This is a genomic window from Streptococcus sp. HMSC057G03 (genome assembly GCF_001808745.1).
GTDB lineage: Bacteria > Bacillota > Bacilli > Lactobacillales > Streptococcaceae > Streptococcus > Streptococcus parasanguinis_Z.
The window spans coordinates 49620-73647 of the sequence record NZ_KV794425.1; the positions used below are offsets into that span (position 1 = coordinate 49620).

The following is a 24028-nucleotide window of genomic DNA, read 5'->3' on the forward strand; positions in this document are numbered from 1 at the left end:
TCGATATCCAAACAAACCTAAAATATAGTAAAAGCAATCAACTGTATCTAATGGATATCTAATGGTAATCGTTTTAAAATTTTGGTATACTTAAGAGTATAAATTTATTAGAAAGTAGGCTTTCCATGGAGAAATTACAAGCCCTGTTATCGGAACGGTTTCAGATCGTTTTTTCAGATAGCAGTTTATTAGATACAGCTTTTACGCACACCTCTTATGCCAATGAGCATCGCCTCTTAAAAATTTCACATAACGAACGTTTGGAATTTTTAGGAGACGCTGTTCTTCAATTAGTTATTTCCGAATATTTGTATAAGGAACACCCCAACAGACCGGAGGGAGATTTGTCCAAATTCCGTTCTATGATTGTCCGTGAAGAAAGTCTGGCTGGCTTTTCTCGGGATTGCCAATTTGATCATTACATCAAACTAGGCAAGGGCGAAGAAAAATCTGGTGGTCGGGACCGCGATACGATTCTTGGCGATTTGTTTGAAGCCTTTTTAGGTGCCTTGCTCTTAGATCAAGGTGTGGAAGCGGTCAAACGCTTCATCTATCAGGTCATGATTCCCAAGGTTGAAACGGGTCAATTTTCTCAAGTCATTGACTACAAGACCCGTCTGCAAGAATTGTTACAGGTTCACGGAGATGTGGAGATCCAATACCAAGTGGTTAGCGAGTCCGGTCCAGCTCATGCCAAAGAGTTTGAAGTAGAAGTGTTCGTGAACGGTCAAACGATGGGACATGGTCATGGTCGTTCCAAGAAATTAGCGGAGCAGGAAGCAGCCCGCAATGCAGTTGAAACGAGGAATGATGGGCCATGTATCTAAAAGAGATTGAAATCCAAGGCTTTAAATCCTTTGCGGATAAGACAAAAGTCGTATTTGACAAAGGAGTCACTGCCGTTGTAGGGCCTAATGGATCTGGAAAATCAAATATCACGGAGAGCTTGCGCTGGGCCCTGGGGGAATCCAGTGTCAAGAGTCTACGTGGGGGCAAGATGCCCGATGTTATCTTTGCAGGGACAGAATCGCGTAAACCGCTGAATTATGCCTGTGTCACAGTTGTCTTAGATAACCAAGATGGTTTTATCCAACAGGCAGGGAAAGAAATTCGTGTCGAACGGCATATTTATCGTTCAGGAGACAGCGAGTACAAGATCGATGGCAAGAAAGTACGTCTCAGAGATGTTCATGATTTGTTCATGGATACGGGATTGGGACGGGATTCTTTCTCCATTATCTCCCAAGGTCGAGTAGAGGAGATCTTTAACTCCAAACCGGAAGAACGCCGGGCAATCTTTGAAGAAGCTGCAGGTGTCTTGAAATTTAAGACGCGGCGCAAGGAAACCGAGACCAAACTCAACCAAACCCAGGAGAATTTGGACCGTCTGGAGGATATCCTCTATGAATTAGAAGGACAAATCCAACCTCTTGAAAAGCAAGCGACGGTCGCTCGCCGTTTCTTGGAATTAGACCAAGAACGGCAGGTTCTCTTGCTGGATGTTTTAGTTGCTCAAGTCTATCTGACAAAAGAGCTCTACGAAAAGGCTGATCAAGAAGAAAAGGCCATTCAAGAACAGTTGGCTTCTTATTACCAACGTCGTCAGGTCTTAGAAGAAGAGAATGTACGCATCAAGAAAGCCCGTCATCAGTTGGATGAGAGCTTAGCTGAGGACCAGGCCAGCTTGCTTGAGGTCACTCGTTTGATCAGTGATTTAGAAAAGCAAATTGAAGTAGCTAAGTTGCAATCGAGTCAAGCAGCCCATAGTCGCAGGGAAAATCTTGAGAGGCTGGATGCTGTTTTGGCCCGTCTGGAAGAAGCGAAACAAGAGCTGGCTCAAAAACAAAAGACGCTAGCTATGCTTCAACAAAGACTGACAGAGAACCGTCAGCTACAAGAAGAGTTGGAAAAAGAATTAGCCAACTACGAAGAAGACCCGGAACAAGTCATTGAGCATCTACGCGAGCAGTATGTCGCGCTCTTGCAGACAGAGGCTGAAAAATCGAATGAGCGGACGGCGATTGAGAGCCGGATCCAGGCACTCCTGCAAGAATCTAGCCATCGTCAAGAGGATTTGACCAAGGCACAAACAAACTTTGAAACTGCCAAGGAAAAAGAAGTCCGACAATTGGAAGAGTTGGATCAGGCACAAGCGATGGTCAAAAGACTATTAGCAGAATACCAAAATCAATTGGTAAAAGTGGAGCAGGCCAAAGCTGCCTACCAAGAGGCTCAAACGGCCATGTTTGACTTGATGGATGAGAGCAAAAACAAACGGGCGCGGATCAATAGCTTGGAAGCTATTCAGAAGAACCATAGTAACTTCTACGCAGGCGTCAAGAGCGTTTTGCAAGAAGCAGAACGGTTAGGAGGCATCTGTGGGGCTGTTAGTGAGAATTTGAGTTTCTCAAAAGACTACCAGACGGCGCTTGAAATTGCTCTAGGAGCTAGCAGCCAACAGATCATTGTCGAGGATGAAAAGGCTGCAACTCGAGCGATTGATTTCTTGAAACGCAATCGCTTGGGACGGGCAACTTTCCTTCCGCTCACGACCATCAAAGCCCGTCAACTATCTCCTCGGAATTTGGAATTGATTCAAGCCAGTGCAGGATTTCTAGGAATTGCGAGTGACTTAGTGACCTATGAGCATCGTTTTGAACAGATTTTCCAAAACTTGCTTGGAGTAACGGCCATCTTTGACACGACGGAGCATGCGCGTGAGGCGGCTCGTAAAGTCAACTATCAAGTTCGGATGGTGACCTTGGATGGGACCGAATTGCGGACCGGAGGATCGTATGCGGGTGGTGCCAATCGCTCCCAAAATACGGTCTTTGTCAAACCAGAATTGGATAGTTTGAAGCAGGAAATGCAAGCTCTGGATGCTCGTTTGAGAGAAGCAGAGCAGGAGGTCGAGACCAAGGACAATTTGCTCAAGCAGGCGCAAGAATACCTGGCCTCTATTCAAAGCCAGGGTGAGCAAGCGCGTCTGGAGCAACAGCGAGCCCAATTGGCCTACCAACAAAGCCAAGAGCTACTGAAAGAAATCCAGGAGCTCTTAGAAGCTTTGAAGTCAGAATTGGCAACAGATGCGACCCAGTCTCTCCAAGAAGAGCAGGAGTCCCTTACCGAGCAATTGGCAGCGATTGAGCTTCAAAAAGAAAACTTGAATCGCGATATTGAAACCATGAAGTCGGATAAAGATGTTCTGCAACAAAAAGTGCAATACTTGCAAGAGCAATTGGCAGAATTGCGACTTCAACAGACCGAATGTAAGAGCCAACAAAGCTATGAGCAAACAGATGCTCGTCGCTTGGAAGAAACGATCTCCCAGTTGGAAGTAGAAAAGCGTCAGTTGCAATTGCTGATTGAACAAGGCGAGGCCCAAGTTCAGACAGTCGATGTGGAGCAACTAGCTAATCAATTGACACAGGCCCAAGCCAAGAAAACGGACTTGGAACAAGGGGTCATTCGGAAACGCTTTGAGCTGGATGATTTGGAAGGCCAGGCCGAAGATGTTGCAGAACAGATGGAACAAGCTCGCAAGAAAAACGAAGAGTGGATTCGTCAACAAGCCAAGGCTGAAGCGACGCGTGAAAAGCATGCGGATCGTTTGAACAAGCTTTTAACGCAAATTACCGATGAATTCATGCAAAGCTTTGACCAAGCCAAAGAGCAGGCCAAACCTGTTGAAAATCTTGCGGCAGCTGAAAACCAGCTCAAGAGCATCGAAAAAGATATTAAGGCACTTGGTCCAGTCAATGTGGATGCGATCGGGCAGTATGACGAGGTGAAGGGACGCTTTGATTTCCTTTCGAGCCAGCGTGAGGATGTCTTGGCTGCGAAAAACATGCTTCTGTCTACTATCAACGACATGAATGACGAAGTCAAGGAACGCTTTAAATCAACTTTTGAAGCCATTCGTGAATCCTTTAAAGTCACTTTCCGTCAAATGTTTGGTGGGGGTTCTGCTGATTTGATTCTGACAGAGCCAGATCTTCTGACAGCTGGTGTTGAGATTTCTGTGCAGCCACCTGGTAAAAAGATCCAATCCTTAAACCTCATGAGTGGTGGAGAAAAGGCCTTGTCTGCCTTGGCTCTCTTGTTCTCGATTATTCGTGTCAAGACTATTCCATTTGTCATTCTGGATGAGGTAGAGGCTGCCCTAGATGAGGCCAATGTCAAGCGCTTTGGGGATTATTTAAACCGCTTTGATAAGGAAAGCCAGTTTATTGTCGTGACGCACCGGAAGGGAACTATGTCGGCTGCAGATTCCATCTATGGTGTGACCATGCAAGAATCAGGGGTTTCTAAAATCGTCTCAGTAAAATTGAAAGACTTAGAAAATGAAAAATAATGATATTAAATTGATCGCTACGGATATGGATGGAACCTTTCTAAATGACCAACATCAGTACGATCAAGACCTTTTACGCAAGGTATTAGCAAGCTGCAAAGAAAAAGGCATCTATTTTGCAGCTGCGAGTGGCCGTGCCCTCCTTTCTCTCAAATCCCTCTTTAAAGGATTTGAGGACCAGATGATTTTCATTGCTGAAAATGGTAGTGTGGTAGAATTTCATGGAGAAGATCTCTACGAAGCGACTATGTCCAAAGACTTTTATTTGGGTGTTTTTGAAGCTTTGAAATCCTCACCTTATGCAGACCCGAATAAGCTTCTTTTGACTGGGAAAAAAGGGAGCTATGTCTTAGAAACAGTAGATCCCGACTATCTGGCCTTGAGTCAACACTACAATGAAAACATTCAAAAAGTGAAAAGTCTAGCGGATATTCAGGATGAAATTTTCAAATTGACCACCAACTTTGATGCAGCTCTTGTGCTTGAAGGTGAGCAATGGGTCACTGAGAATATCCCCGGTGTCAAAGCGATGACGACAGGTTTTGAATCGATTGACATTGTCCTCGATTATGTCGATAAGGGAGTGGCCATTACCGCCTTAGCGGATAAACTAGGGATCTCGATGGATCAGGTGATGGCTTTTGGAGATAACCTAAATGACCTCCATATGATGCAAGTCGTGGGCCATCCTGTAGCGCCAGAAAATGCACGTCCTGAAATCTTGGCCATTGCTGAAAAAGTCATCGGCCACCATGCGACTGGTTCTGTCCTACGCTACATGGAGGAAATTGTATGAGTAAGATTTCCTTGATTGCACTGGATTTAGATGGGACCCTTCTCAATTCTGAAAAAAAGATCTCCCCTCGCAATAGAGCAGCCCTCGCTGCTGCACAGGCCCAAGGTGTCAAGGTGGTCCTAACCACTGGTCGCCCCTTGAAAGCCATGGATTTTCTTTTAGAAGAATTGGGAACAGCAGGCCTTAAAGAAGAGTATACGATTACTTTCAACGGTGGTCTAGTGCAGCGAAATAATGGAGAAATCCTCTCAAAAGTTGTCTTGGCGCCAGAAGATGTCGCAACCATTCATGATGAAACAGCCCGCCTCGGCCTTCCGCTGGATGCTATCAGTGAGGGAACGGTTTATGAGATTCATGCAGATCGAAAGTCTCTCTATTCCCTTTACAATCCCTACCTGAACTTTATTGAGACAGATTTTAAAGATCTGCCATCCACGATATCTTACAACAAGTGTGTGACAGCCGTTGATCAAGACTTTTTAGATGCAGCGATAAAACAGATCAAGCCGGACTTATTTCAAGACTATGAAATTTTTAAATCTCGGGAAATGTTGTTGGAATGGTGCCCTAAAAATGTTCACAAGGCAACAGGTTTAGAGGCACTGGCAGCTATTTTGGGCCTTAAGGCTGATCAAGTCATGGCCTGTGGAGATGAAGCCAATGACCTGTCTATGATCCAGTGGGCTGGACTGGGAGTTGCCATGGGCAATGCGATTCCAGCAGTGAAGGAAGTTGCAGCGCTTGTGGCCCCTGTGACCAATGACCAGGATGCCGTCGCATGGGCAATTGAAAATTATGTGCTAAAGGAGAGTGAATAAATGGGATTATTTGATCGTTTATTTGGAAAAAAAGAAGAAACTGAAAAAGTGCTTCCGTCTTCGGAAGAAGTGACGGAAAGTACGGAGGTTGAAAAAACTGTCAAAGAGGAGCCTGCGGCTACCTTAAATGACAAGGAAGAGCAAAAAATCGCTGATATGGAGGCTTATTACCAAGAGCTCAAAGCGCGGATTGCAGCCACTCATCAACCTGTTTCGACCGTCGCTCAAGAAGAGCCGACAGAGGAACCTCTTGTAGAAGAAATCGTGACTTCAGAGGCTCCTGAAGACCAAGTACCAGTAGAGGAAACTCCAGTTGTCTTTGAACCTGCTCAAACAGAAGCAAGTCCCGAAGAAGTTTCACCACTAGCTGATGAAACAGAGCAGACTGAGCCTCTTGAAGAAGTGAAAATTGAAGCGGAAGAAACTGAAAATGGTGAGGAAGCAGATGGGGCTAATGGTTCAGAAATGGGAGAAGAGTCACCAATTGCCTCTCCATCACCTGACGCTGAGCCAGTAGAAGAGAGCACGACAGAAGAGGAGGCTCCAGAACTAGTAGAGGCTCAGGATGAGGTCCTAGAACCTGAAGTATCAGAAGCGATCGCTCAAGTGGAGGAAACTTCAGAAGTGGCAGAAGCCGAGTCCAAACTTCCTGAAGGAGAAGCTGCATTAACCGTTGAGGAAAGAACTGTTGAAGAGGCTGAGGAGCCAATTCAAGACGAGGTTGAGCCAGAGCAAGAAACCATTCAGGAAAAATACGATCGTAGCTTGAAAAAGACGCGGACTGGATTTGGAGCGCGCCTCAATGCCTTCTTTGCCAATTTCCGTTCAGTTGATGAAGAATTCTTTGAAGAATTGGAAGAACTCTTGATCATGAGTGACGTTGGGGTTCAAGTGGCCTCTAATTTAACCGAAGAGTTGCGCTATGAAGCCCGTTTGGAAAATGCCAAAAAACCAGATGCTCTCAAGCGCGTGATCATCGAAAAATTAGTGGACTTGTATGAAAAGGATGGCCAATTTAATGAAGCCATTCGTTTTCAAGATGGTCTTACGGTCATGCTCTTTGTTGGGGTCAATGGAGTTGGTAAAACCACATCTATTGGGAAATTAGCCCACCGCTACAAACAAGAAGGCAAGAAAGTCATGCTGGTTGCAGCAGATACTTTCCGTGCAGGAGCAGTAGCTCAACTGGCAGAATGGGGACGCCGCGTAGATGTTCCAGTTGTGACAGGTCCTGAAAAATCAGATCCTGCTAGCGTCGTCTTTGATGGAATGGAACGCGCGATCGCTGAAAACATCGATGTTCTGATGATTGATACAGCTGGTCGTCTGCAAAACAAGGACAACCTCATGGCCGAGCTTGAAAAAATCGGCCGCATTATCAAGCGTGTGGTACCTGATGCACCGCATGAAACCTTGCTGGCCCTCGATGCATCAACCGGTCAAAATGCCTTGGTGCAAGCCAAAGAGTTTTCAAAAATTACGCCTGTAACAGGAATTGTATTGACCAAGATCGATGGAACGGCTCGAGGTGGGGTCGTCCTTGAGATCCGTGAAGAGTTGGACATTCCAGTGAAGTTGATTGGTTTCGGAGAAAAGATTGATGACATCGGACCATTCCACTCAGAAAACTTCATGAGAGGCCTCTTGGAAGGCTTGATTTAAGAGTCGAATAGAAAAAGACAAATTGTTGGAAGAACAATTTGTCTTTTTGTTTCCTTGCGCTATCAAAAAAACCACCCGAAGGTGGCTTTCCTTAATTCTTAGGTTCAGGTTTCCAAACCCATTCTGCTCCGTATTCTGCAAGGAGATCATCGGATGCAGTTGGTCCCATGGATCCAGACTTGTATTCATAGAGCGGTGCACCATTTTCGGCCCATAGTTTTTCAATCCGGTCAATCAATTGCCATGAAGCACGAACTTCGTGCCAGTGGCTGTAATTGGTTGAGTCATTGTTCAAAACGTCAAAAATTAATTTTTCATAAGGCTCTGGGGAAGCTCCAGTTGCAGTCGCATCTGTTTCGTAATCAAAGGAAATCGGTGCGATGCTGAATGTTTCTCCGACCTCTTTCCCGTTGATGCTCAATGAGAAACCTTCATTTGGTTGGATATAAATGGTCAAGACATTTGGTTGCAAACTATGTCCAAAGATGGAGTCGGTTTGCTTGAAGACCACATTGACCATGGTTCCTTTTTGAGTCAAGCGTTTTCCAGTACGGAAGAAGAAAGGAACTCCACGGAAGCGATCGCTATCAACAAAGAATGCACCAGAAGCATAGGTCTCTGTAGTAGACTCAGGGTCGACATTGGGCTCGCTGCGATAAGAGATATCTTTTTTCCCTTCGATCGTACCTGAATGGTATTGACCACGGATAAAGAATTTCTTCAGTTCCTCATCTGTTGGATTGTGCAATTGCTCAAAAACTTTAACTTTTTCTGCCCGAATCGCATCCTTAGTAAAGGTGGCTGGTTTATCCATGGCAAGCAGAGACAAAAGCTGAAGGGTATGGTTTTGCACCATATCTCGAAGGGCCCCCGAGTGATCATAGTAGCCACCGCGTTCTTCAACCCCCAAGCGTTCAGCAAAGGTAATTTGGATATTGTCAATAAAATCTCGGTTCCAAAGATTATCAAAAATAAGATTTCCAAAACGAATAGCAAAGATATTTTGGATCATTTCTTTTCCAAGGTAATGGTCGATCCGGAAGATTTGTTCTTCATCAAAGGTTTCTTCCAATTCCTTGTTGAGCTGACTAGCCGTTTCTAGGTCTGTACCGAAAGGTTTTTCAACGATCAAGCGCTCAAAGCCTTGCCCATCTACAATCCCTTCTGATTTGAGGTGTTTGGCAATGGTTCCAAAAAATTGAGGAGCCATGGACAAGAAGAAGACCTTGTTGTGTTCTGTTTGGTATTTTTCATCCAAGCTGTTTTGTAATTCGCGCAGGGCGATGTAATGTTCGGTATCATTGACATCGTGGCTTTGGTAGTAGAAATGACTAGCGAATTCTTGAGCTTGTTGAGGGCTATCGGCCAGGTCTGTGATGGATTCTACCACGACTGATTCAAAGTATTCCTTGCTCCAGGGTCTACGGGCTGTCCCGATCACTGCAAAGTTTTCAGATAGATTACCTGATTTGTAGAGCCTAAAAAGGGACGGGTAGAGTTTGCGCTTGGCCAAATCTCCACTGGCCCCGAAAATGGTTACAATAACTTTTGAAGACATTTAAGTACCTATTTCCTATTTTATTAACCATATTTTACCATAAAATCTACAAGATTTCTTTGATGGAATCGTTGTTCCGAATATTTTCCGCTGGATGAGAGGATCTGAGAGGAAAGCATAGAAAAAGCTAGAATCAATGTGGATTCTAGCTTGAACAGTTATAAGATGTTTGGATCTACAACGGAAGCTCCATCAGAATACGCGGTAGACATATGGATTAGCCGGTTTCGTAATGGTCTGGCAATCGCTAATGTGGAGGACAGGCAAGCTTTGCTTGAGTTGCTTGTGGTATTCAATGGACAAGGTTCCTTTCGCATGGATCCAGGTATTGTTTTCGAAATGCTGCGGAGCACCAGTCGTTAAGAGACCGTAGACTCCGGAATCTGCGATACAGTGGATGATCCCAAAGCGAAAGAGAAATTGGCTGTTCTTGTTATTGGGGTCATTGTAAACAAAGCCGGTCAGCTCGATCGTCTTTCCTGCAAATTGGTCAGGATAATCATAAATCACTTCCATGACTTCCATGTAATTCTCAGTGGTCACCTGAATCACTTTTTTATCAACATATTTCTTTGCAGCCTGCTTCATCTCTGACTCATAGGCTGACTTGGTAAAATAGCTACTAGTATCTGGTTTGAGATACTGGGTTGTTGTCCCTTCGTCCTGCTGAATTTCCTTGGAAGATCCAGCCGCAACCGGGAAGTGGTAGCCTTTGGCAGAAACTGTTTGGGAATCCAGTGTCACTGTAGGGAAAAATAGCCCGACAAACAAAGGAATACAGAGCAAGAAAATACTCGCCACTTTTGCCCAGAAGCCAGAGAGATGACTGTGGATCTTCATCTGCTTGACCCAGATGATCAGCTGCACAAGAGCTAAAACAAAGGACAAGAACATGGAAATATAAGCCAAGTAAGAATAGTGTAAGTTGATGTATTGATTGAGCTTACCAGATAATTGCAGGTACATGGTGAGCTCAAAATAGCCAGCTAATATCAAGAAACGAATCATAGTACTACCCCCACAAACCAAGCATAAAGGAGCACAACTCCACTCACAATCCCGATAAATTGCCAGATAAAACGGGTCTTGAGGTAATTTTTCATCATGAGGAGATTTTTGACATCAAGCATAGGCCCAATCACCAGAAAGGCAAGAACAGGCGCTACTCCAAAACTCGTGAGAAGAGAGGATCCAACAAAGGCGTCCGCCTCGCTACAAAGTGAGAGGAGAAAGGACAAGACCATGAGAAGGAGAATAGCAATAACCGGTGTCGCACTGATCGAAGTGAGGATCCGTGTTGGGACATAGACTTGGACGAGGCTGGCAAAGAGGCAACCAAATACCAGGTAGCGTCCCGTATCAAAGAATTCATCAATGGCTTGCACCAAGACTTGGAAAAGCTTTTGACCTTTGCTCAAGTCCCTAAAATCATGTTCATGTACAGCCTTACGATGTTCTTTTTGGATCGAATCTGTCTGAATAAAACCAAGAAAGATTCCTAGCACTGTTGCGACCAGTAGGGAACCAAGGGCGCGGTAGAGGGCCATCTTGACAGAATTTCCAAAGGCTGAGTAGGTCGCAAAGAGAACGATGGGATTGATGACCGGTGCTGTCACCAGAAAGGGAACAGCAGTATAACTTGGGACTTTCTTTTCTAGAAAGCGATTGATAATGGGAACAATTCCACATTCACAGGAAGGAAAGATAAAGCCGATAAAGGTCCCAAAGAAGATCCGCCCAAATTTATTCTTGGGAAGAAAGCGGTAGACCCTCTCGGGGGTGATATAGACCTCGATAATCCCTGAAATGATACTCCCGATTAGGACAAACGGTAGGGCCTCGATAATAATCGAGAGAAAAATAGCCCCAGCCTGCAAGACGCTAGAGGGAAGGTGTTGAAAGAATGTCATTACTTAACCTTCTTTGCTTCTTTAGTTGTAGCAGTTTCTGCCTTCTTTTTTTCTTCGGGGAATTCGACTGTTTTTTCTACATCTGGAAAACTTGCAAAGTTTTCAAACATTTTATCAAGATCATCTGTTTTTGAGAATTTAATAGCCATTATTGGGCCTCCTTATTCATTTTCTATCATTATAACAAAAAGGGAAGAGCAAGGGGGAAATGGAGCATAAAAGGAAAGATCAAGAGGGTCAAAATTATTCTATGAAAAATCCCTGAAACAGAGACCAGAACAGGCGATCTCACCCCTTGATGGCAGCAAAATATGCTATAATGGAAGTTATGGATAAATATGAAAAAATAGCCCAAGAATTGGGTGTTAGCTTAAAACAAATCGATACCGTATTGAGTCTGACAGCAGAAGGCTCAACCATTCCCTTTATTGCTCGCTATCGAAAAGATCTAACGGGAAATTTAGATGAAGTAGCGATCAAGGCCATTATTGACCGGGACAAATCGTTAACGGCTCTGGCTGAACGAAAAGAAACCGTCCTTGCTAAGATTGAGGAACAAGGCAAACTGACAGAGGCGCTCAAGCAGGCTATTGAAGCTGCTGAAAAATTAGCGGATGTCGAAGAACTCTATCTCCCTTATAAGGAAAAACGGCGGACCAAGGCGACGATTGCTCGAGAAGCAGGACTTTTTCCCTTGGCGCGTCTCATTTTGCAAAATAGTCCAGACTTGGAAGCAGAGGCTCAGAAATTTACCTGTGAGGCCTTCCCAACTGAAACCGCAGCTTTAGCTGGTGCAGTGGATATTTTGGTAGAAGCTATTTCAGAGGATGCCCAATTACGGGCCCTCACCTATCAAGAAATTCATGGGCATTCCCTCATGACGTCAACCTTGAAGGATGAAAGCTTAGATCCTAAGAGAACATTTGAAATCTACTATGATTTTTCTGAGAAGATCAAGAATATGCAAGGCTACCGGACTCTAGCTCTCAATCGTGGGGAAAAATTGGGCGTTCTCAAAGTCGGATTCGAGCACCATTTGGATCGGATCATTCGTATTTTTGAGGCTCGTTTTAAAACCAAAAATGCCTATGTGGATGAGGTTATTCAACAAGCGGTTAAGAAAAAAATCGTACCTGCGATTGAACGTCGGATTCGGACAGAGTTGACGGAGGTGGCAGAAGACGGGGCCATTCAATTGTTCTCTGAAAATCTACGGAATCTATTGCTCATTCCTCCATTAAAAGGGCGCGTGGTCCTTGGATTTGACCCAGCCTTTCGGACCGGTGCTAAACTAGCTGTTGTCGATGAGACAGGAAAGATGCTCGCTACCCAGGTCATCTATCCAGTTGCACCTGCAAAACCAGCTCAGATCGAGCAGGCTAAAAAGGATCTGTCCTCCTTGATCAAGGAGTTTGGCGTAGAGATTATTGCAATTGGAAATGGAACAGCTAGCCGTGAAAGTGAGGCCTTTGTCGCAGAGTTGCTTCATGACCATCCAGGAGTTCGCTATGTTATTGTCAATGAAAGCGGAGCCTCTGTCTACTCAGCTAGTGAATTGGCCCGTCATGAGTTCCCAGAGCTAACCGTTGAAAAACGATCGGCCATCTCCATTGCCCGTCGCTTGCAAGATCCGCTAGCAGAATTGGTGAAAATCGATGCCAAATCCATCGGTGTCGGTCAATACCAACACGATGTCAATCAGAAAAAACTGACAGAAAGCTTGGATTTCGTGGTAGATACTGTCGTCAACCAAGTTGGGGTCAATATCAATACGGCTAGTCCCTCTCTCTTAGCCCATGTAGCAGGACTCAATAAAACCATCTCTGAAAATATTGTGAAATACCGGGAAGAAGAAGGAATGATTCTTTCACGAGCACAGATTAAAAAAGTCCCTCGTCTCGGCGCCAAGGCTTTCGAGCAAGCTGCTGGATTCTTACGCATTCCTGAAAGTAAAAATATCTTGGACAATACCGGGGTTCACCCTGAAAGTTACAAGGAAGTTGAAAAACTTTTTCAACTTCTTGAAATTACCGAACTCGATGCATCCGCTCAGGAAAAATTAAAAGCTGTGAACATAAAGGAGATGTCTACTCAGCTGGATCTGGGACCAGAAACCCTGAAAGATATCATTGCCGATCTCCTAAAACCAGGTCGCGATTTGCGGGATTCCTTTGATGCACCCGTACTCCGTCAGGATGTCTTGGATATTAAAGACCTCCATATAGGCCAAAAATTAGAAGGGGTTGTGCGCAATGTGGTTGACTTTGGAGCCTTTGTCGATATTGGTATTCACGAAGATGGCTTGATTCATATATCCCATATGAGCAAACAGTTTATCAAGCATCCAAGCCAGGTCGTCTCAGTAGGTGATTTGGTAACCGTCTGGGTGAAGAAGATTGATGTGGAACGCGAAAAAGTTAATCTCAGTTTGGTAGCTCCGAATGAATCTGACTGAGTATGTGCGCCAAGTATCCCTAGAAGATTTTGGGAGAGAATTCCGTCATCGAGCAGAGTGGAATTCACGTCTTCAAACCACTGGGGGTCGTTTCTTTCCCAAGGATCGACACCTTGATTTCAACCCGAAAATATACCAAGCTTTTGGGTTAGAGGTCTTTCGCAAAATTGTCCGCCACGAGCTCTGCCATTACCATCTTTACGATCAAGGTAAAGGCTTTCGCCACAAAGATCTAGCCTTTAAGCAACTCCTCCAGCAAGTGGACGGTCTTCGTTTCACACCACCTCTACCAGATAGAACTGGGCGAGTCAAGAGGATCTATCTCTATCAATGTCCCCATTGTGGCCAAGAGTATAGACGAAAGCGAAAAATCGATCTGAAGAAATATGCCTGCGGTCGTTGTCGCAGCCGCCTGCAATTTCTTGAAATGAGACAAGAGTAAGAATCGGTCTTTAGGCGGATCTCTTTCCAGTTCGACTCTGCTAAAATAGGTCTAACTAGAAAGAGGAAAATCAAATGACATCATCATTTTACAAATTAAAACGACATCGCCTGGTTTCAGGTGTGCTAGCTGGCTTAGCTGATAAATTTGGTCTTAGTGTAACTCTCCTACGCTTCTTGTTTATTCTTTTCACGGTTTCTCATGCCTTTATCGGTGTGATTATCTATTTACTGTTAGATACGACCTTGCCTTATAAGGACGAGGAGGAGCAGGAAATGTTTGACTATGGCCCTCGACCTCGTCGAAGAAAAGAGGCTGAACCCATCCATGATCAGAATGATAGCCCATTTTTCTAAAAGGAGATCCGGGTGAAGCAGAAGTTTTATTCCCTTGCTTTTATTCTATATCTCTTCTTCAGTTTTATAGGACAGTTTTTCATTTTAAATCGTGTTTTTGGTGAAGGAGTTGGAACAGTTTTGATCGGAATGCTCCTTTTTCCACTGGGCATTTGGAATAGTCTTTTCTACCTCTTGTTTCTTCCAACAGAAATGGCTAGAAAGCCACAAATTTATCGGTTTTCGATTTTATTTCTTCCGATTTTGTATCTGGTTTTGTCCTTAATGGGGGGAGGACCTTACGCTTTTATGCTTGGCTTGATCGCATTTCCTTCAAATGCGGTGGTCTATGTGGTCTCTACCGGAATCAAATCTATGATTAAAGATTTTTTGCAAGGCCAAGGCTAGAGCATTCTTCATATGTTCCCATCATTTCCTAGAGGTTGGAGACCTTTGTCTTGGCCTCTTTTTACTTGCCTTAAAAAGGAGTTGAAAATGGACCTTTCAAATGACACTTCAGTCTCTCGTCTGAAGAGAAAATCTGCTATAATAGAGAGAGAATTTGAAAAGGGAGAATGATATGGCAGTTACTGTTCGCGATATACAGGAAAAGCTTCGTCTATCGGTTGTTTATGGGGATGATAGCCTCTTAAGCAAGGAAATTACGACTGCGGACATTTCACGTCCAGGTCTTGAAATGACGGGCTATTTCGACTATTACACACCTGAGCGGATTCAGCTTGTAGGAATGAAAGAATGGTCCTACCTGGTGAAGATGAGCTCTCACAACCGTCATCAGGTCTTGCGCAAGATGTTCCAGCCAGAGACACCTGTCATCATTGTCGCGCGGAATTTAGAAATTCCAGAAGAAATGTTGCGAGCTGCTGAAGAGAAGCAACTAGCCATTTTGAAGAGCAATGTTGCAACGAGTCGTTTATCTGGAGAGCTTTCTAGCTATTTGGATAGTCGGCTAGCAGAACGTACGAGTGTACACGGTGTCTTGATGGATATTTATGGGATGGGTGTCTTGATCCAAGGAGATAGCGGAATCGGAAAAAGCGAGACAGGTTTGGAACTTGTCAAGCGGGGTCACCGCCTTGTAGCAGATGACCGGGTCGATATCTATGCGAGAGATGAGATGACCCTTTGGGGAGAGCCAGCTGAAATACTACGCCACTTACTAGAGATCCGTGGTGTCGGGATTATCGATGTCATGAGTCTCTACGGTGCGAGTGCTGTGAAGGATTCTTCACAAGTCCAAATCGCCGTTTACTTGGAAAATTATGCTAAGGATCAGGTTTATGATCGTCTTGGTAATAATGCAGAAGAGTTGGAAATCGGTGGCGTGACCATTCCTCGGATTTGCATCCCTGTGAAGACTGGTCGGAACATTTCGGTCGTGATCGAAGCAGCGGCGATGAATGTTCGTGCCAAAGAAATGGGCTATGATGCCACTAAAACCTTTGAAGAACGTCTGTCCCAGTTGATTAGTCAAAATGAGGTGAAGGAATGAATCCAGTAGCCCTTCAATTAGGTCCGATCAGTATTCGTTGGTACGCAATTTGTATTGTCTCTGGCTTGATTCTAGCCGTTTATCTTTCTATGAAAGAAGCACCTCGTAAGAAAATTGATCCAGATGATATCATTGATTTCATTTTGATTGCCTTTCCTCTTGCGATTGTGGGGGCCAGACTCTATTACGTTATTTTCGAATGGGGTTACTATAGCCAGCATCTTAGTGAGATTTTTGCGATCTGGAACGGAGGAATCGCGATTTATGGTGGCCTCTTGACAGGTGCCCTTGTCCTCTATCTATTCTCTCGTAGACGCTTGATTGAGCCAATTGATTTCTTAGATATTGCGGCCCCAAGCGTCATGATTGCACAGAGTATTGGTCGCTGGGGAAACTTCTTTAACCAGGAAGCTTATGGAGCTACTGTTAAAAGTCTCAACTACCTGCCCTCTTTTATTCGAGATCAAATGTATATAGATGGTAGTTACCGTCAGCCAACGTTCTTATATGAATCCAGTTGGAATCTGCTAGGTTTTCTCTTGATCTTGATTCTTCGGAGGAAGCCCCAATTTTTGAGGCAAGGTGAGATCACGGCCTTTTACCTTATCTGGTATGGTTTTGGTCGGATGATCATCGAAGGAATGAGGACGGATAGCCTGATGTTTGCGGGCTTACGTGTTTCCCAGTGGTTGTCGATGATCCTGATTCTAGTTGGACTCGCCATCATCATCTACCAACGTCGCAAAAAAGCCCCTTATTATGTAGAAGCAAAGGAGTAATATATGTTTATTGAAATTGCATACGGCCTCTTAGGCCTTGCCTTAGTAGCGCTTGTCATTTATATGATTTTTTTCCTCTCAAAGATTGGAAAAGTTGTAGATGAGACGCAAAAAACCATCCAAGTTTTGACATCAGATGTCAATGTCACCTTGCATCAGACCAATGATCTATTGGCAAAAGTCAATGTTTTAACGGATGATTTGAATCAAAAAGTTGCAACGATTGACCCACTCTTTACAGCCGTAGCGGATCTTTCAGAGTCTGTTTCAGATTTGAATGATCAAGCCCGTCAATTAGGTTCCAAAGCAGTGTCAGCTGGTGGAAAAACAGTGAAAGCCTCTATCGGATTAAAAGCGATTAAGATGGCTTCAAAATTATTTAAATAGAATCGAGGAAGAATATGGGACGTTTATCTAGTTTATTAATTGGTGTGATTTCAGGTGCTTCAGCAGCCTACTATTTATCAACAGAGCAAGGAAAGAAAGTCACTAAAAAAGTGGTGCGCTTCGTAAAAGATTATCAAGAAGATCCTCAAGAAGTACATGAATCGGTGAAACAAACTGCTAAGGATGTTTCAAAACAAGCAGCAGAAGTGATCCAACAAACCAAAGAAAAAGTTGGTTCTGGAGAAATTACGACAGGAACTGTTTTGGAGTCTGTCAAAGAAAAGACGCAAGATGTGGTTGAAAAATCTCAAGAAGTCTATCACTCATTTAAGGATAAACTTCAAAAAGAAAATCTAAGTGGCAATGACTTGGTTCAATCCATTCGCAAACAAACAGAATCAGAAGACATCGTTTTAGAATTGGATGAAAAAGATTCTGAAGAAGCAGCTGAAGAAGAAACAAAAGAAGTATAAAAAATGAGGCTCACTGAGCCTCATTTTTTTTGGAAGGTAAGATGGAAATTGGCAGTTAAGTTTTGTCTTCCAACTGTTATTTCAATTAATAAAATTCGAGTAAATAAAAAAATCAGGCAAACCTGATTTTTATTTTTTTCGTTTATTGTAGTAAATTCGGAACCCTTGAATACTAGCAAAGCTAGAACCAATCGCTAAAGCAAACGCAAAGAAGGTATTCATTTTTGTTGCTAAAAAGACAAAACTAAATACAACCGTCAACACACAGAAAATAGCGATATTCAAAAAATATAGCAATTCACTTAATTGAGGTGCGGGTTCAACTTCAGGAGCATAGTCCTGAATAGGGGGTTCTTGGGTTTGTTTGGTTAATTCGATATAATCGAATTCTTCATCATAGTGTCTTAAATTTCTTACGGGCATTTTCTCTCTCCTAACAGTACTCTATTATTCTATCATGAATTCAGGTATATAAATGTTACAAAAATGTTACAAATTTTACAAAATGAATAAATTTTTCTAGAATATCGGAATTTTTGTTATAATGGTTCTATGAAAAATATTATTATTACAGCAACAGCAGAGAGTGTTGAGCAAGCGCAAGCCCTGATTGATGCAGGGGTTGACCGAATCTATGTCGGTGAAAAAGACTACGGATTACGATTGCCTCAAACTTTAAGCTATGACGAAATAAATCGAATTGCCCAACTGGTCCATGCTGCTGGCAAAGAATTGACAGTAGCTGTAAATGCACTCATGCACCAATCGATGATGGATTCAATCAAGCCTTTCCTAGATTTTTTAAAGGAAATTCAGGCTGATTATATTACTGTCGGAGATGCGGGCGTTTTTTATGTCTTGAAACGAGATGGCTATCCATTCAAAACCATCTACGATGCATCAACCATGGTTACTTCTAGTCGCCAGATCAATTTCTGGGGAAAACAAGCAGGAGCTTCTGAGGCTGTTTTGGCTCGTGAGATTCCATCTGCCGAATTATTCGTAATGGCTGAGAATCTTCAGATTCCAGCAGAAGTCTTGGTCTATGGTGCTAGCATTATCCACCATTCGAAACGACCTCTTCTTCAGAATTATTACAACTTTATCAAGACAGAAGAATCTGTGACCAAAGATCGCGATCTGTTCTTAGCAGAACCAGGAGATCCCAATTCCCATTATTCAGTCTATGAAGACAAACATGGAACCCATATCTTCTCAAATAATGACTTGAATATGATGACCAAATTGTCTGAGTTGGTAGAACATGGCTTTGATCATTGGAAACTCGATGGTGTCTACTGTCCGGGTGAAAACTTTGTCAAGATTACAGAGTACTTTGTCAAGGCCCGTGATTTGATTCAAAATGGAACATTTACACAGGATCAAGCCTATCTGTTTGATGAAGAAATCCGCAAATTACATCCAGCTAATCGTGGTTTGGATACTGGTTTCTATGATTATGAACCAGATCGTGTAAAATAACAAATAATACTAGGGCTTCTTCGTTTGTGAGTTTTCCTTTTTCAGGGAACGAAGAGGCTATTCATCATATCGACAATCTTGTAAATTGGAGAAAACATGACAAATACAAAAAAACGTCCAGAGGTTTTGGTACCTGCTGGAACATTAGAAAAATTAAAAGTTGCCGTTAATTATGGGGCAGACGCTGTGTTCGTTGGTGGACAAGCCTATGGTTTGCGTAGCCGTGCCGGAAACTTCACCATGGATGAGCTTCGTGAAGGAATTGAGTATGCTCATGCCCGTGGAGTGGATGTGCACGTCGCTTCAAACATGGTGACCCATGAGGGAAATGAACAAGGGGCTGGTGAATGGTTCCGTGAATTACGGGATATGGGCCTTGATGCCGTGATCGTTTCAGACCCGGCCTTGATTGAAATCTGTGCAACCTATGCACCTGGACTCAATATTCACTTGTCTACACAAGCTTCTGCAACCAATGTGGAGACCTTCCATTTCTGGAAAGAATATGGCTTGACCCGTGTCGTCTTGGCCCGTGAGGTATCCATGGAAGAGTTGGCAGAGATCCGTAAGCGTACCGATCTTGAGATCGAAGCCTTCGTTCATGGAGCCATGTGTATTTCTTATTCCGGACGTTGTACCCTTTCTAACCACATGTCTGACCGGGATGCCAACCGTGGTGGCTGTTCTCAATCTTGCCGTTGGAAATACGATCTCTACGATATGCCATTTGGCCAAGAACGCAAGAGTATCAAAGGACAAGTCCCGGAAGAATATTCTATGTCAGCCGTGGACATGTGTATGATCGAAAATATTCCAGACATGATTGACAATGGGGTTGATAGCTTGAAGATTGAAGGCCGGATGAAATCTGTCCATTACGTATCAACAGTAGCCAACTGTTACAAGGCAGCTTGTGATGCCTATATGGAAAGTCCAGAAGCCTTTTATGCCATCAAGGATGATTTGATCAATGAATTGTGGAAGGTTGCTCAACGTGAATTAGCAACTGGATTCTACTACCAAACACCGACTGAAAATGAACAATTGTTTGGGGCACGTCGTAAGATTCCTCAATACAAATTTGTAGGAGAAGTGGTTGACTTTGATCCATCTACCATGACTGCGACGATTCGCCAACGGAATGTCATCAATGAAGGCGACCAAGTGGAATTCTACGGACCAGGCTTCCGTCATTTTGAATGCCAGATCCAAGACTTGCATGATAAGGATGGAGTGAAGATTGATCGCGCACCAAATCCGATGGAACTTCTTACGATCACCGTTCCACAAGAAGTCAAGCCAGGAGATATGATTCGTTCTTGCCAGGAAGGTTTAATCAATCTCTACTCAAAAGATGGGGCAAGTAAAACTGTTCGAGTATAACAAAAAAAGAGAGGGTTAAACCTCTCCTTTTTGTTGGGCGATGCGAATGTTATTGGGGACCAAACTGATTTTCTGGATCTCAGAAATCCGAATAATCGTGGACATACTCTTTTTAAAATTTTTCACGATCAGTTGTCGGCGTTCTTGGTCATACTTGACAATATCGCCTGTAAAACTCTTGTTTGAAAAAATAACATGTACCCCTTGTTTTTTTCGCAATGCTTGTTGAATGATTTCAATAATTCTCTCATCTTCTAATGGGGCAGGGGTACTGACTTTTCCATTGAAAAATTCATTTGCTCGGTCTTTAACGATCTCGAGAAATTTTTTCATAGCTAAATTCTCCATAACTTGATACAATATATTATAGATAATTTCAACGATTTTGTAAATGATTTACGAATATTAGAGATGAGAAGGCGAGAAAGGAGTCGTGAAATGGCAGAATTTTCATTCCAAATCGAAGAACATTTACTGGTCTTGTCAGAAAATGACAAGGGTTGGACCAAGGAATTGAACCGTGTGAGTTTTAATGGTGCTCCTGCTAAGTATGATATCCGGACCTGGAGTCCCGACCATACAAAGATGGGAAAAGGCATTACACTCACGAACGAAGAGTTCCAAGTCATGCTCGATGCATTTAAAAATTAAGAAAAGGGGTCCTTCAAGGACTTCTTTTTTTGTTATAGTCTAAGGCTATATAGATATCAAAGATATTAGATTATCCCAAACCCTTGTTTATCAAGTATTGGACTGCTATAATGGTTGCATTGATGAATTAATGTAAAACTTATAGGAAAGAGGGATTCATATTGACACATGCACATGCACCTTATCGCGTTGACCATGTTGGTTCATTTCTTCGTCCAGCTACTTTGGTTCAGGCTCGTGAAGATTTCGCAGCTGGAAAAATCAGTCAGGCTGACTTAACAAAAGTAGAAGATCAGGCGATTCGTGACCTCGTTGAAAAAGAAATTGCTGCTGGTCTGAAGTCAGTAACAGATGGAGAATTCCGCCGAGCTTATTGGCATTTGGATTTCTTCTGGGGCTTTGGTGGCATTGATCATGTCCAAGCTGCCCAAGGCTATCAATTCCATGATGAAACAACCAAGGCTGACTCAGCGCTTGTAGTTGGAAAAATCACAGGAGCCAATCATCCATTTGTAGAGCATTACAAGTTCTTGCGGGATCTTGTAGCAGATGTAGATGGTGTAGAGGCTAAATATACCATTCCAGCACCTGCGCAATTCTATTTTGAATTGATCCGTGATGCAGAACATGTAGAACAATTGAATACCATCTATCCTGATTTTGCGGCTGTTCGTGAAGACATCAAGCAAGCCTATCTTCAAGTGATTCAAGATTTGTATGACGCTGGACTTAGGACCCTTCAAGTAGATGACTGTACTTGGGGTGTCTTGGTAGACGATAATTTCTTGACGGCTTGGGGAGCAGCCCAAGGCAAGTCAAAAGATGAGGTTCGCCGAGAACTCGCTGATCTCTTCTTGACTTTTAACAACGATGTCTACCAACATGTTCCAGCTGGTCTAACTGTCAATACGCACGTTTGTCGTGGGAACTTCCATTCCACTTGGGCTTCATCAGGTGGTTATGCGCCGATTGCCAAAGAACTACTTGGAGAAGAAGCGGTCAATGCTTACTTCCTTGAGTTTGACACTGATCGTGCTGGTGGTTTTGAACCACTTGCAGAAGTAACCCCTGGTAAAGGAGTGGTGTTAGGCCTTTTGACATCTAAGAGTGGTCAACTGGAGAACAAGGACGAAGTGATTGCTCGTATTAAAGAAGCAAGTCAGTATGTACCGTTGGAAAATCTTTACCTGTCTACTCAGTGTGGCTTTGCTTCGACAGAAGAAGGAAACATTTTGACAGAAGAAGACCAATGGAAAAAAATCGGTTTGATTAAGGAAATTGTCGCTGAAGTTTGGGGCGAATAAGGAGGAAGAAACATGTCAGATTTACTAAGTATTTATAAAGAATTGCAAGCTAAAAAATGGGTAGACTTGAGTCACCAAATCAATGCGGAAAGTCCACACTTCCCAGCCCTTCCTGCCTTGCAACAAGAAGACCTTTTTACGTTAAAAGATGGTTTCCATGTTCAAAAATTTACAGTGGTTGGTCAATACGGAACGCATATCGATGCACCGATTCACTTTGTAGAAGGGGGTCGTTGGTTGGATGAGATTGACCTCAAAGATCTCCTCTTGCCACTTTATGTTATCGACAAGTCTAAAGAAGTTGCTGCCAATCCAAACTTTATCTTGAGTAAACAAGATATCTTAGACTTTGAGGCAGAGCATGGACAAATTGTTGAGGGTGCTTTTGTTGCCTTCCGTAGTGATTGGTCAAAACGTTGGCCAGATCAAGATGCTATGCGTAACTTAGATGAAAATGGGGTTCAACAAAGTCCAGGATGGAGCCGTGAAGCCTTGGAATTCTTGATTCATGAACGTCATGTCAAGGCTGTGGGTCATGAAACCTTTGATACCGATGCAGGTATTCCAGCAGCAGAGCATGGCTTGGTCAATGAATACTACCTCTTGGAACAAAATATCTACCAAGTTGAAGTTTTGAACCAATTGGACCAAGTTCCAGCTGTAGGTGCTTTGATTTCGATTGCTTTCCCTCACTGGGATAAGGCAACTGGTTCACCTGTCCGTGCCATTGCCATCTTACCATAAACAAAGAGAAAAGCTTGAAGACAGACGTCGCATTTGGACGTTTGTCTTTTTGTATTTTCGAAACTATTTTCGTTATCATCTGATATTCCATCTAAAAAACTGATCTAGAAAAAATAAAAAGGGATATTTGTTAATTATTTTGTCAATGTTTTGAGATGTAGACGTACCGGTGTAAGCCAAATTATTATAGGGTTTATACAAAGAAAAGAGAGTGGGACAGAAATCGGTAATTCGTTAGAATTCGATTTCGTCGCCCCACCTCCGCACAGTTGTGTAGGGCTGTAAAAGCTGATGAAATCAGCGTAGTAGAGCCCAGTCAACCGCTGCGTCTTGCTCGACAATTCAAAGATAACTGAGAGGCTAGGACTTTTGTCCCAGCCTCATTTTATCTATCAGAGAGAGCTAAAAATTTCTCTCTTTGTTAGTTGAACTATTTGTTAAGATGCATTGAAAATCTATTTCGTTAGAAAATTGACTATTTTTAATGAATAAATTATTGACGAGTCAATTTCCGTTTGATTCCAACAGCACCTGCTAAGACAAGAATTCCAGAGAAGACGAGTCCAGATGCAACAACTTCACCTGTGTTTGGAAGAAGCGATTTGCGACCTCCCCCATTGTTTCCACCATTTGAACCTGGCGCACTTGGTGTCGTTGTGGTACCAGAATGACTAGGTTTATTTGGATTTTCTGTAGTAGATGAAGAAGTCTTAGCCTCTGCAGTAGTAGTTGTTGTTGACGTTGTGTCTTCCTCACTACTATTGTGGTTTTCTGGCTCTTCTGGTGTTGTAGTTGAAGTAGTTGTAGGCTCATCGGTAGTTGTTACCGTAGTTGTAGGCTCTTCAGAAGTAGTTGAAGTAGTTGTAGGCTCATCGGTAGTTGTTACCGTAGTCTTAGGCTCTTCAGAAGTAGTTGAAGTAGTCTTAGGCTCATCGGTAGTTGTTACTGTGGTCTTAGGCTCATCAGTTGTAGTTGAAGTAGT

At 43.2% G+C, this 24028-nt stretch carries 25 protein-coding genes; 18 read left to right on the forward strand and 7 right to left on the reverse strand.

Features of this window, described 5'->3' with window-relative positions:
• Nucleotides 1-125 precede the first annotated feature (125 nt).
• From rnc to ftsY, 5 genes are read left to right on the forward strand one after another with little or no spacing between them, the layout of a single operon-like run.
• A complete protein-coding gene (gene rnc, locus HMPREF2686_RS06085; protein WP_031573937.1) occupies nt 126-827 on the forward strand; it encodes a ribonuclease III in 702 nt (233 codons plus the stop codon).
• On the forward strand, nt 818-4354 hold the full coding sequence (smc, locus tag HMPREF2686_RS06090) for a chromosome segregation protein SMC (protein WP_070449714.1): 3537 nt from the start codon (nt 818-820) through the stop codon (nt 4352-4354). Before rnc ends, smc begins: the two co-directional genes overlap by 10 nt.
• Entirely contained in the window at nt 4344-5150 is an 807-nt protein-coding gene (locus tag HMPREF2686_RS06095; RefSeq protein WP_024054730.1) for a Cof-type HAD-IIB family hydrolase, read from the forward strand. The genes smc and HMPREF2686_RS06095 overlap by 11 nt, the downstream gene beginning before the upstream one ends.
• A complete protein-coding gene (locus tag HMPREF2686_RS06100; RefSeq protein WP_024054729.1) occupies nt 5147-5968 on the forward strand; it encodes a Cof-type HAD-IIB family hydrolase in 822 nt (273 codons plus the stop codon). The genes HMPREF2686_RS06095 and HMPREF2686_RS06100 overlap by 4 nt, the downstream gene beginning before the upstream one ends.
• The gene (gene ftsY / locus HMPREF2686_RS06105) at nt 5969-7630 is read left to right on the forward strand and encodes a signal recognition particle-docking protein FtsY (protein WP_070449716.1); all 1662 of its coding nucleotides are present in this window, start codon (nt 5969-5971) and stop codon (nt 7628-7630) included.
• A gap of 91 nt (nt 7631-7721) precedes the next feature.
• Here the strand turns inward: ftsY and zwf are convergent, their stop codons facing one another.
• The 4 genes from zwf to HMPREF2686_RS10580 form a co-directional block, all read right to left on the reverse strand.
• Nucleotides 7722-9188 (reverse strand): glucose-6-phosphate dehydrogenase, encoded by a 1467-nt coding sequence (zwf, locus tag HMPREF2686_RS06110; RefSeq protein WP_070449718.1) that lies wholly within the window; start codon nt 9186-9188, stop codon nt 7722-7724.
• Between the two features lie 192 nt (nt 9189-9380).
• Nucleotides 9381-10196 (reverse strand): TIGR03943 family putative permease subunit, encoded by an 816-nt coding sequence (locus tag HMPREF2686_RS06115; protein WP_024054726.1) that lies wholly within the window; start codon nt 10194-10196, stop codon nt 9381-9383.
• Complete coding sequence (locus tag HMPREF2686_RS06120; RefSeq protein WP_014713646.1) at nt 10193-11098, reverse strand: permease; 906 nt, start codon at nt 11096-11098, stop codon at nt 10193-10195. Before HMPREF2686_RS06120 ends, HMPREF2686_RS06115 begins: the two co-directional genes overlap by 4 nt.
• Nucleotides 11098-11247 (reverse strand): SPJ_0845 family protein, encoded by a 150-nt coding sequence (locus HMPREF2686_RS10580; RefSeq protein WP_003008123.1) that lies wholly within the window; start codon nt 11245-11247, stop codon nt 11098-11100. The genes HMPREF2686_RS06120 and HMPREF2686_RS10580 overlap by 1 nt, the downstream gene beginning before the upstream one ends.
• Nucleotides 11248-11396: 149 nt before the next feature.
• On the opposite strand from HMPREF2686_RS10580, the gene HMPREF2686_RS06125 reads away from it, so the two are divergent.
• From HMPREF2686_RS06125 to HMPREF2686_RS06165, 8 genes are all read left to right on the forward strand, one after another.
• The gene (locus tag HMPREF2686_RS06125; protein ID WP_398578134.1) at nt 11397-13553 is read left to right on the forward strand and encodes a Tex family protein; all 2157 of its coding nucleotides are present in this window, start codon (nt 11397-11399) and stop codon (nt 13551-13553) included.
• Nucleotides 13540-13995: a SprT family protein gene (locus tag HMPREF2686_RS06130; RefSeq protein ID WP_024054621.1), complete on the forward strand. Its 456-nt coding sequence runs from the start codon at nt 13540-13542 to the stop codon at nt 13993-13995. The genes HMPREF2686_RS06125 and HMPREF2686_RS06130 overlap by 14 nt, the downstream gene beginning before the upstream one ends.
• 74 nt (nt 13996-14069) lie before the next feature.
• On the forward strand, nt 14070-14351 hold the full coding sequence (locus HMPREF2686_RS06135; RefSeq protein ID WP_003005023.1) for a PspC domain-containing protein: 282 nt from the start codon (nt 14070-14072) through the stop codon (nt 14349-14351).
• 12 nt (nt 14352-14363) lie between these two features.
• Nucleotides 14364-14738, forward strand: a complete 375-nt coding sequence (locus HMPREF2686_RS06140) for a hypothetical protein (RefSeq protein ID WP_024054620.1) — start codon at nt 14364-14366, stop codon at nt 14736-14738.
• A 172-nt stretch (nt 14739-14910) separates the two neighbouring features.
• On the forward strand, nt 14911-15843 hold the full coding sequence (gene hprK / locus HMPREF2686_RS06150; protein ID WP_070449721.1) for an HPr(Ser) kinase/phosphatase: 933 nt from the start codon (nt 14911-14913) through the stop codon (nt 15841-15843).
• Nucleotides 15840-16622: a prolipoprotein diacylglyceryl transferase gene (lgt, locus tag HMPREF2686_RS06155; protein ID WP_045759687.1), complete on the forward strand. Its 783-nt coding sequence runs from the start codon at nt 15840-15842 to the stop codon at nt 16620-16622. The genes hprK and lgt overlap by 4 nt, the downstream gene beginning before the upstream one ends.
• 3 nt (nt 16623-16625) lie before the next feature.
• Nucleotides 16626-17009, forward strand: coding sequence for a DUF948 domain-containing protein (locus HMPREF2686_RS06160; RefSeq protein WP_031573975.1), 384 nt, complete (start codon nt 16626-16628; stop codon nt 17007-17009).
• Nucleotides 17010-17023: 14 nt separating this feature from the next.
• Nucleotides 17024-17482: a YtxH domain-containing protein gene (locus HMPREF2686_RS06165; RefSeq protein WP_023918695.1), complete on the forward strand. Its 459-nt coding sequence runs from the start codon at nt 17024-17026 to the stop codon at nt 17480-17482.
• Between the two features lie 129 nt (nt 17483-17611).
• Here the strand turns inward: HMPREF2686_RS06165 and HMPREF2686_RS06170 are convergent, their stop codons facing one another.
• A complete protein-coding gene (locus tag HMPREF2686_RS06170; protein ID WP_070449724.1) occupies nt 17612-17905 on the reverse strand; it encodes a DUF3270 family protein in 294 nt (97 codons plus the stop codon).
• A gap of 129 nt (nt 17906-18034) precedes the next feature.
• On the opposite strand from HMPREF2686_RS06170, the gene HMPREF2686_RS06175 reads away from it, so the two are divergent.
• Nucleotides 18035-18964 (forward strand): peptidase U32 family protein, encoded by a 930-nt coding sequence (locus HMPREF2686_RS06175; protein WP_049482781.1) that lies wholly within the window; start codon nt 18035-18037, stop codon nt 18962-18964.
• Between the two features lie 96 nt (nt 18965-19060).
• Nucleotides 19061-20347 carry a peptidase U32 family protein gene (locus HMPREF2686_RS06180; protein ID WP_003002878.1) on the forward strand — a complete coding sequence of 429 codons (1287 nt, stop codon included), beginning with the start codon at nt 19061-19063 and terminating at the stop codon, nt 20345-20347.
• Between the two features lie 15 nt (nt 20348-20362).
• On the opposite strand, the gene HMPREF2686_RS06185 is transcribed toward HMPREF2686_RS06180, so the two are convergent.
• The gene (locus tag HMPREF2686_RS06185) at nt 20363-20695 is read right to left on the reverse strand and encodes a hypothetical protein (protein WP_013903885.1); all 333 of its coding nucleotides are present in this window, start codon (nt 20693-20695) and stop codon (nt 20363-20365) included.
• Between the two features lie 90 nt (nt 20696-20785).
• Here HMPREF2686_RS06185 and HMPREF2686_RS06190 point away from each other — a divergent pair, with 90 nt between their 5' ends.
• From HMPREF2686_RS06190 to HMPREF2686_RS06200, 3 genes are all read left to right on the forward strand, one after another.
• Entirely contained in the window at nt 20786-20998 is a 213-nt protein-coding gene (locus tag HMPREF2686_RS06190; RefSeq protein ID WP_003002541.1) for a YdbC family protein, read from the forward strand.
• Nucleotides 20999-21159: 161 nt separating this feature from the next.
• Nucleotides 21160-22302 (forward strand): 5-methyltetrahydropteroyltriglutamate--homocysteine S-methyltransferase, encoded by a 1143-nt coding sequence (locus tag HMPREF2686_RS06195; RefSeq protein WP_049482785.1) that lies wholly within the window; start codon nt 21160-21162, stop codon nt 22300-22302.
• A 12-nt stretch (nt 22303-22314) separates the two neighbouring features.
• Nucleotides 22315-23046 (forward strand): cyclase family protein, encoded by a 732-nt coding sequence (locus HMPREF2686_RS06200; protein ID WP_013903883.1) that lies wholly within the window; start codon nt 22315-22317, stop codon nt 23044-23046.
• Nucleotides 23047-23539: 493 nt separating this feature from the next.
• Here HMPREF2686_RS06200 and HMPREF2686_RS06205 read toward each other — a convergent pair.
• A partial coding sequence (locus HMPREF2686_RS06205; RefSeq protein ID WP_148130203.1) for an LPXTG cell wall anchor domain-containing protein occupies nt 23540-24028 on the reverse strand: 489 nt, incomplete at its 5' end.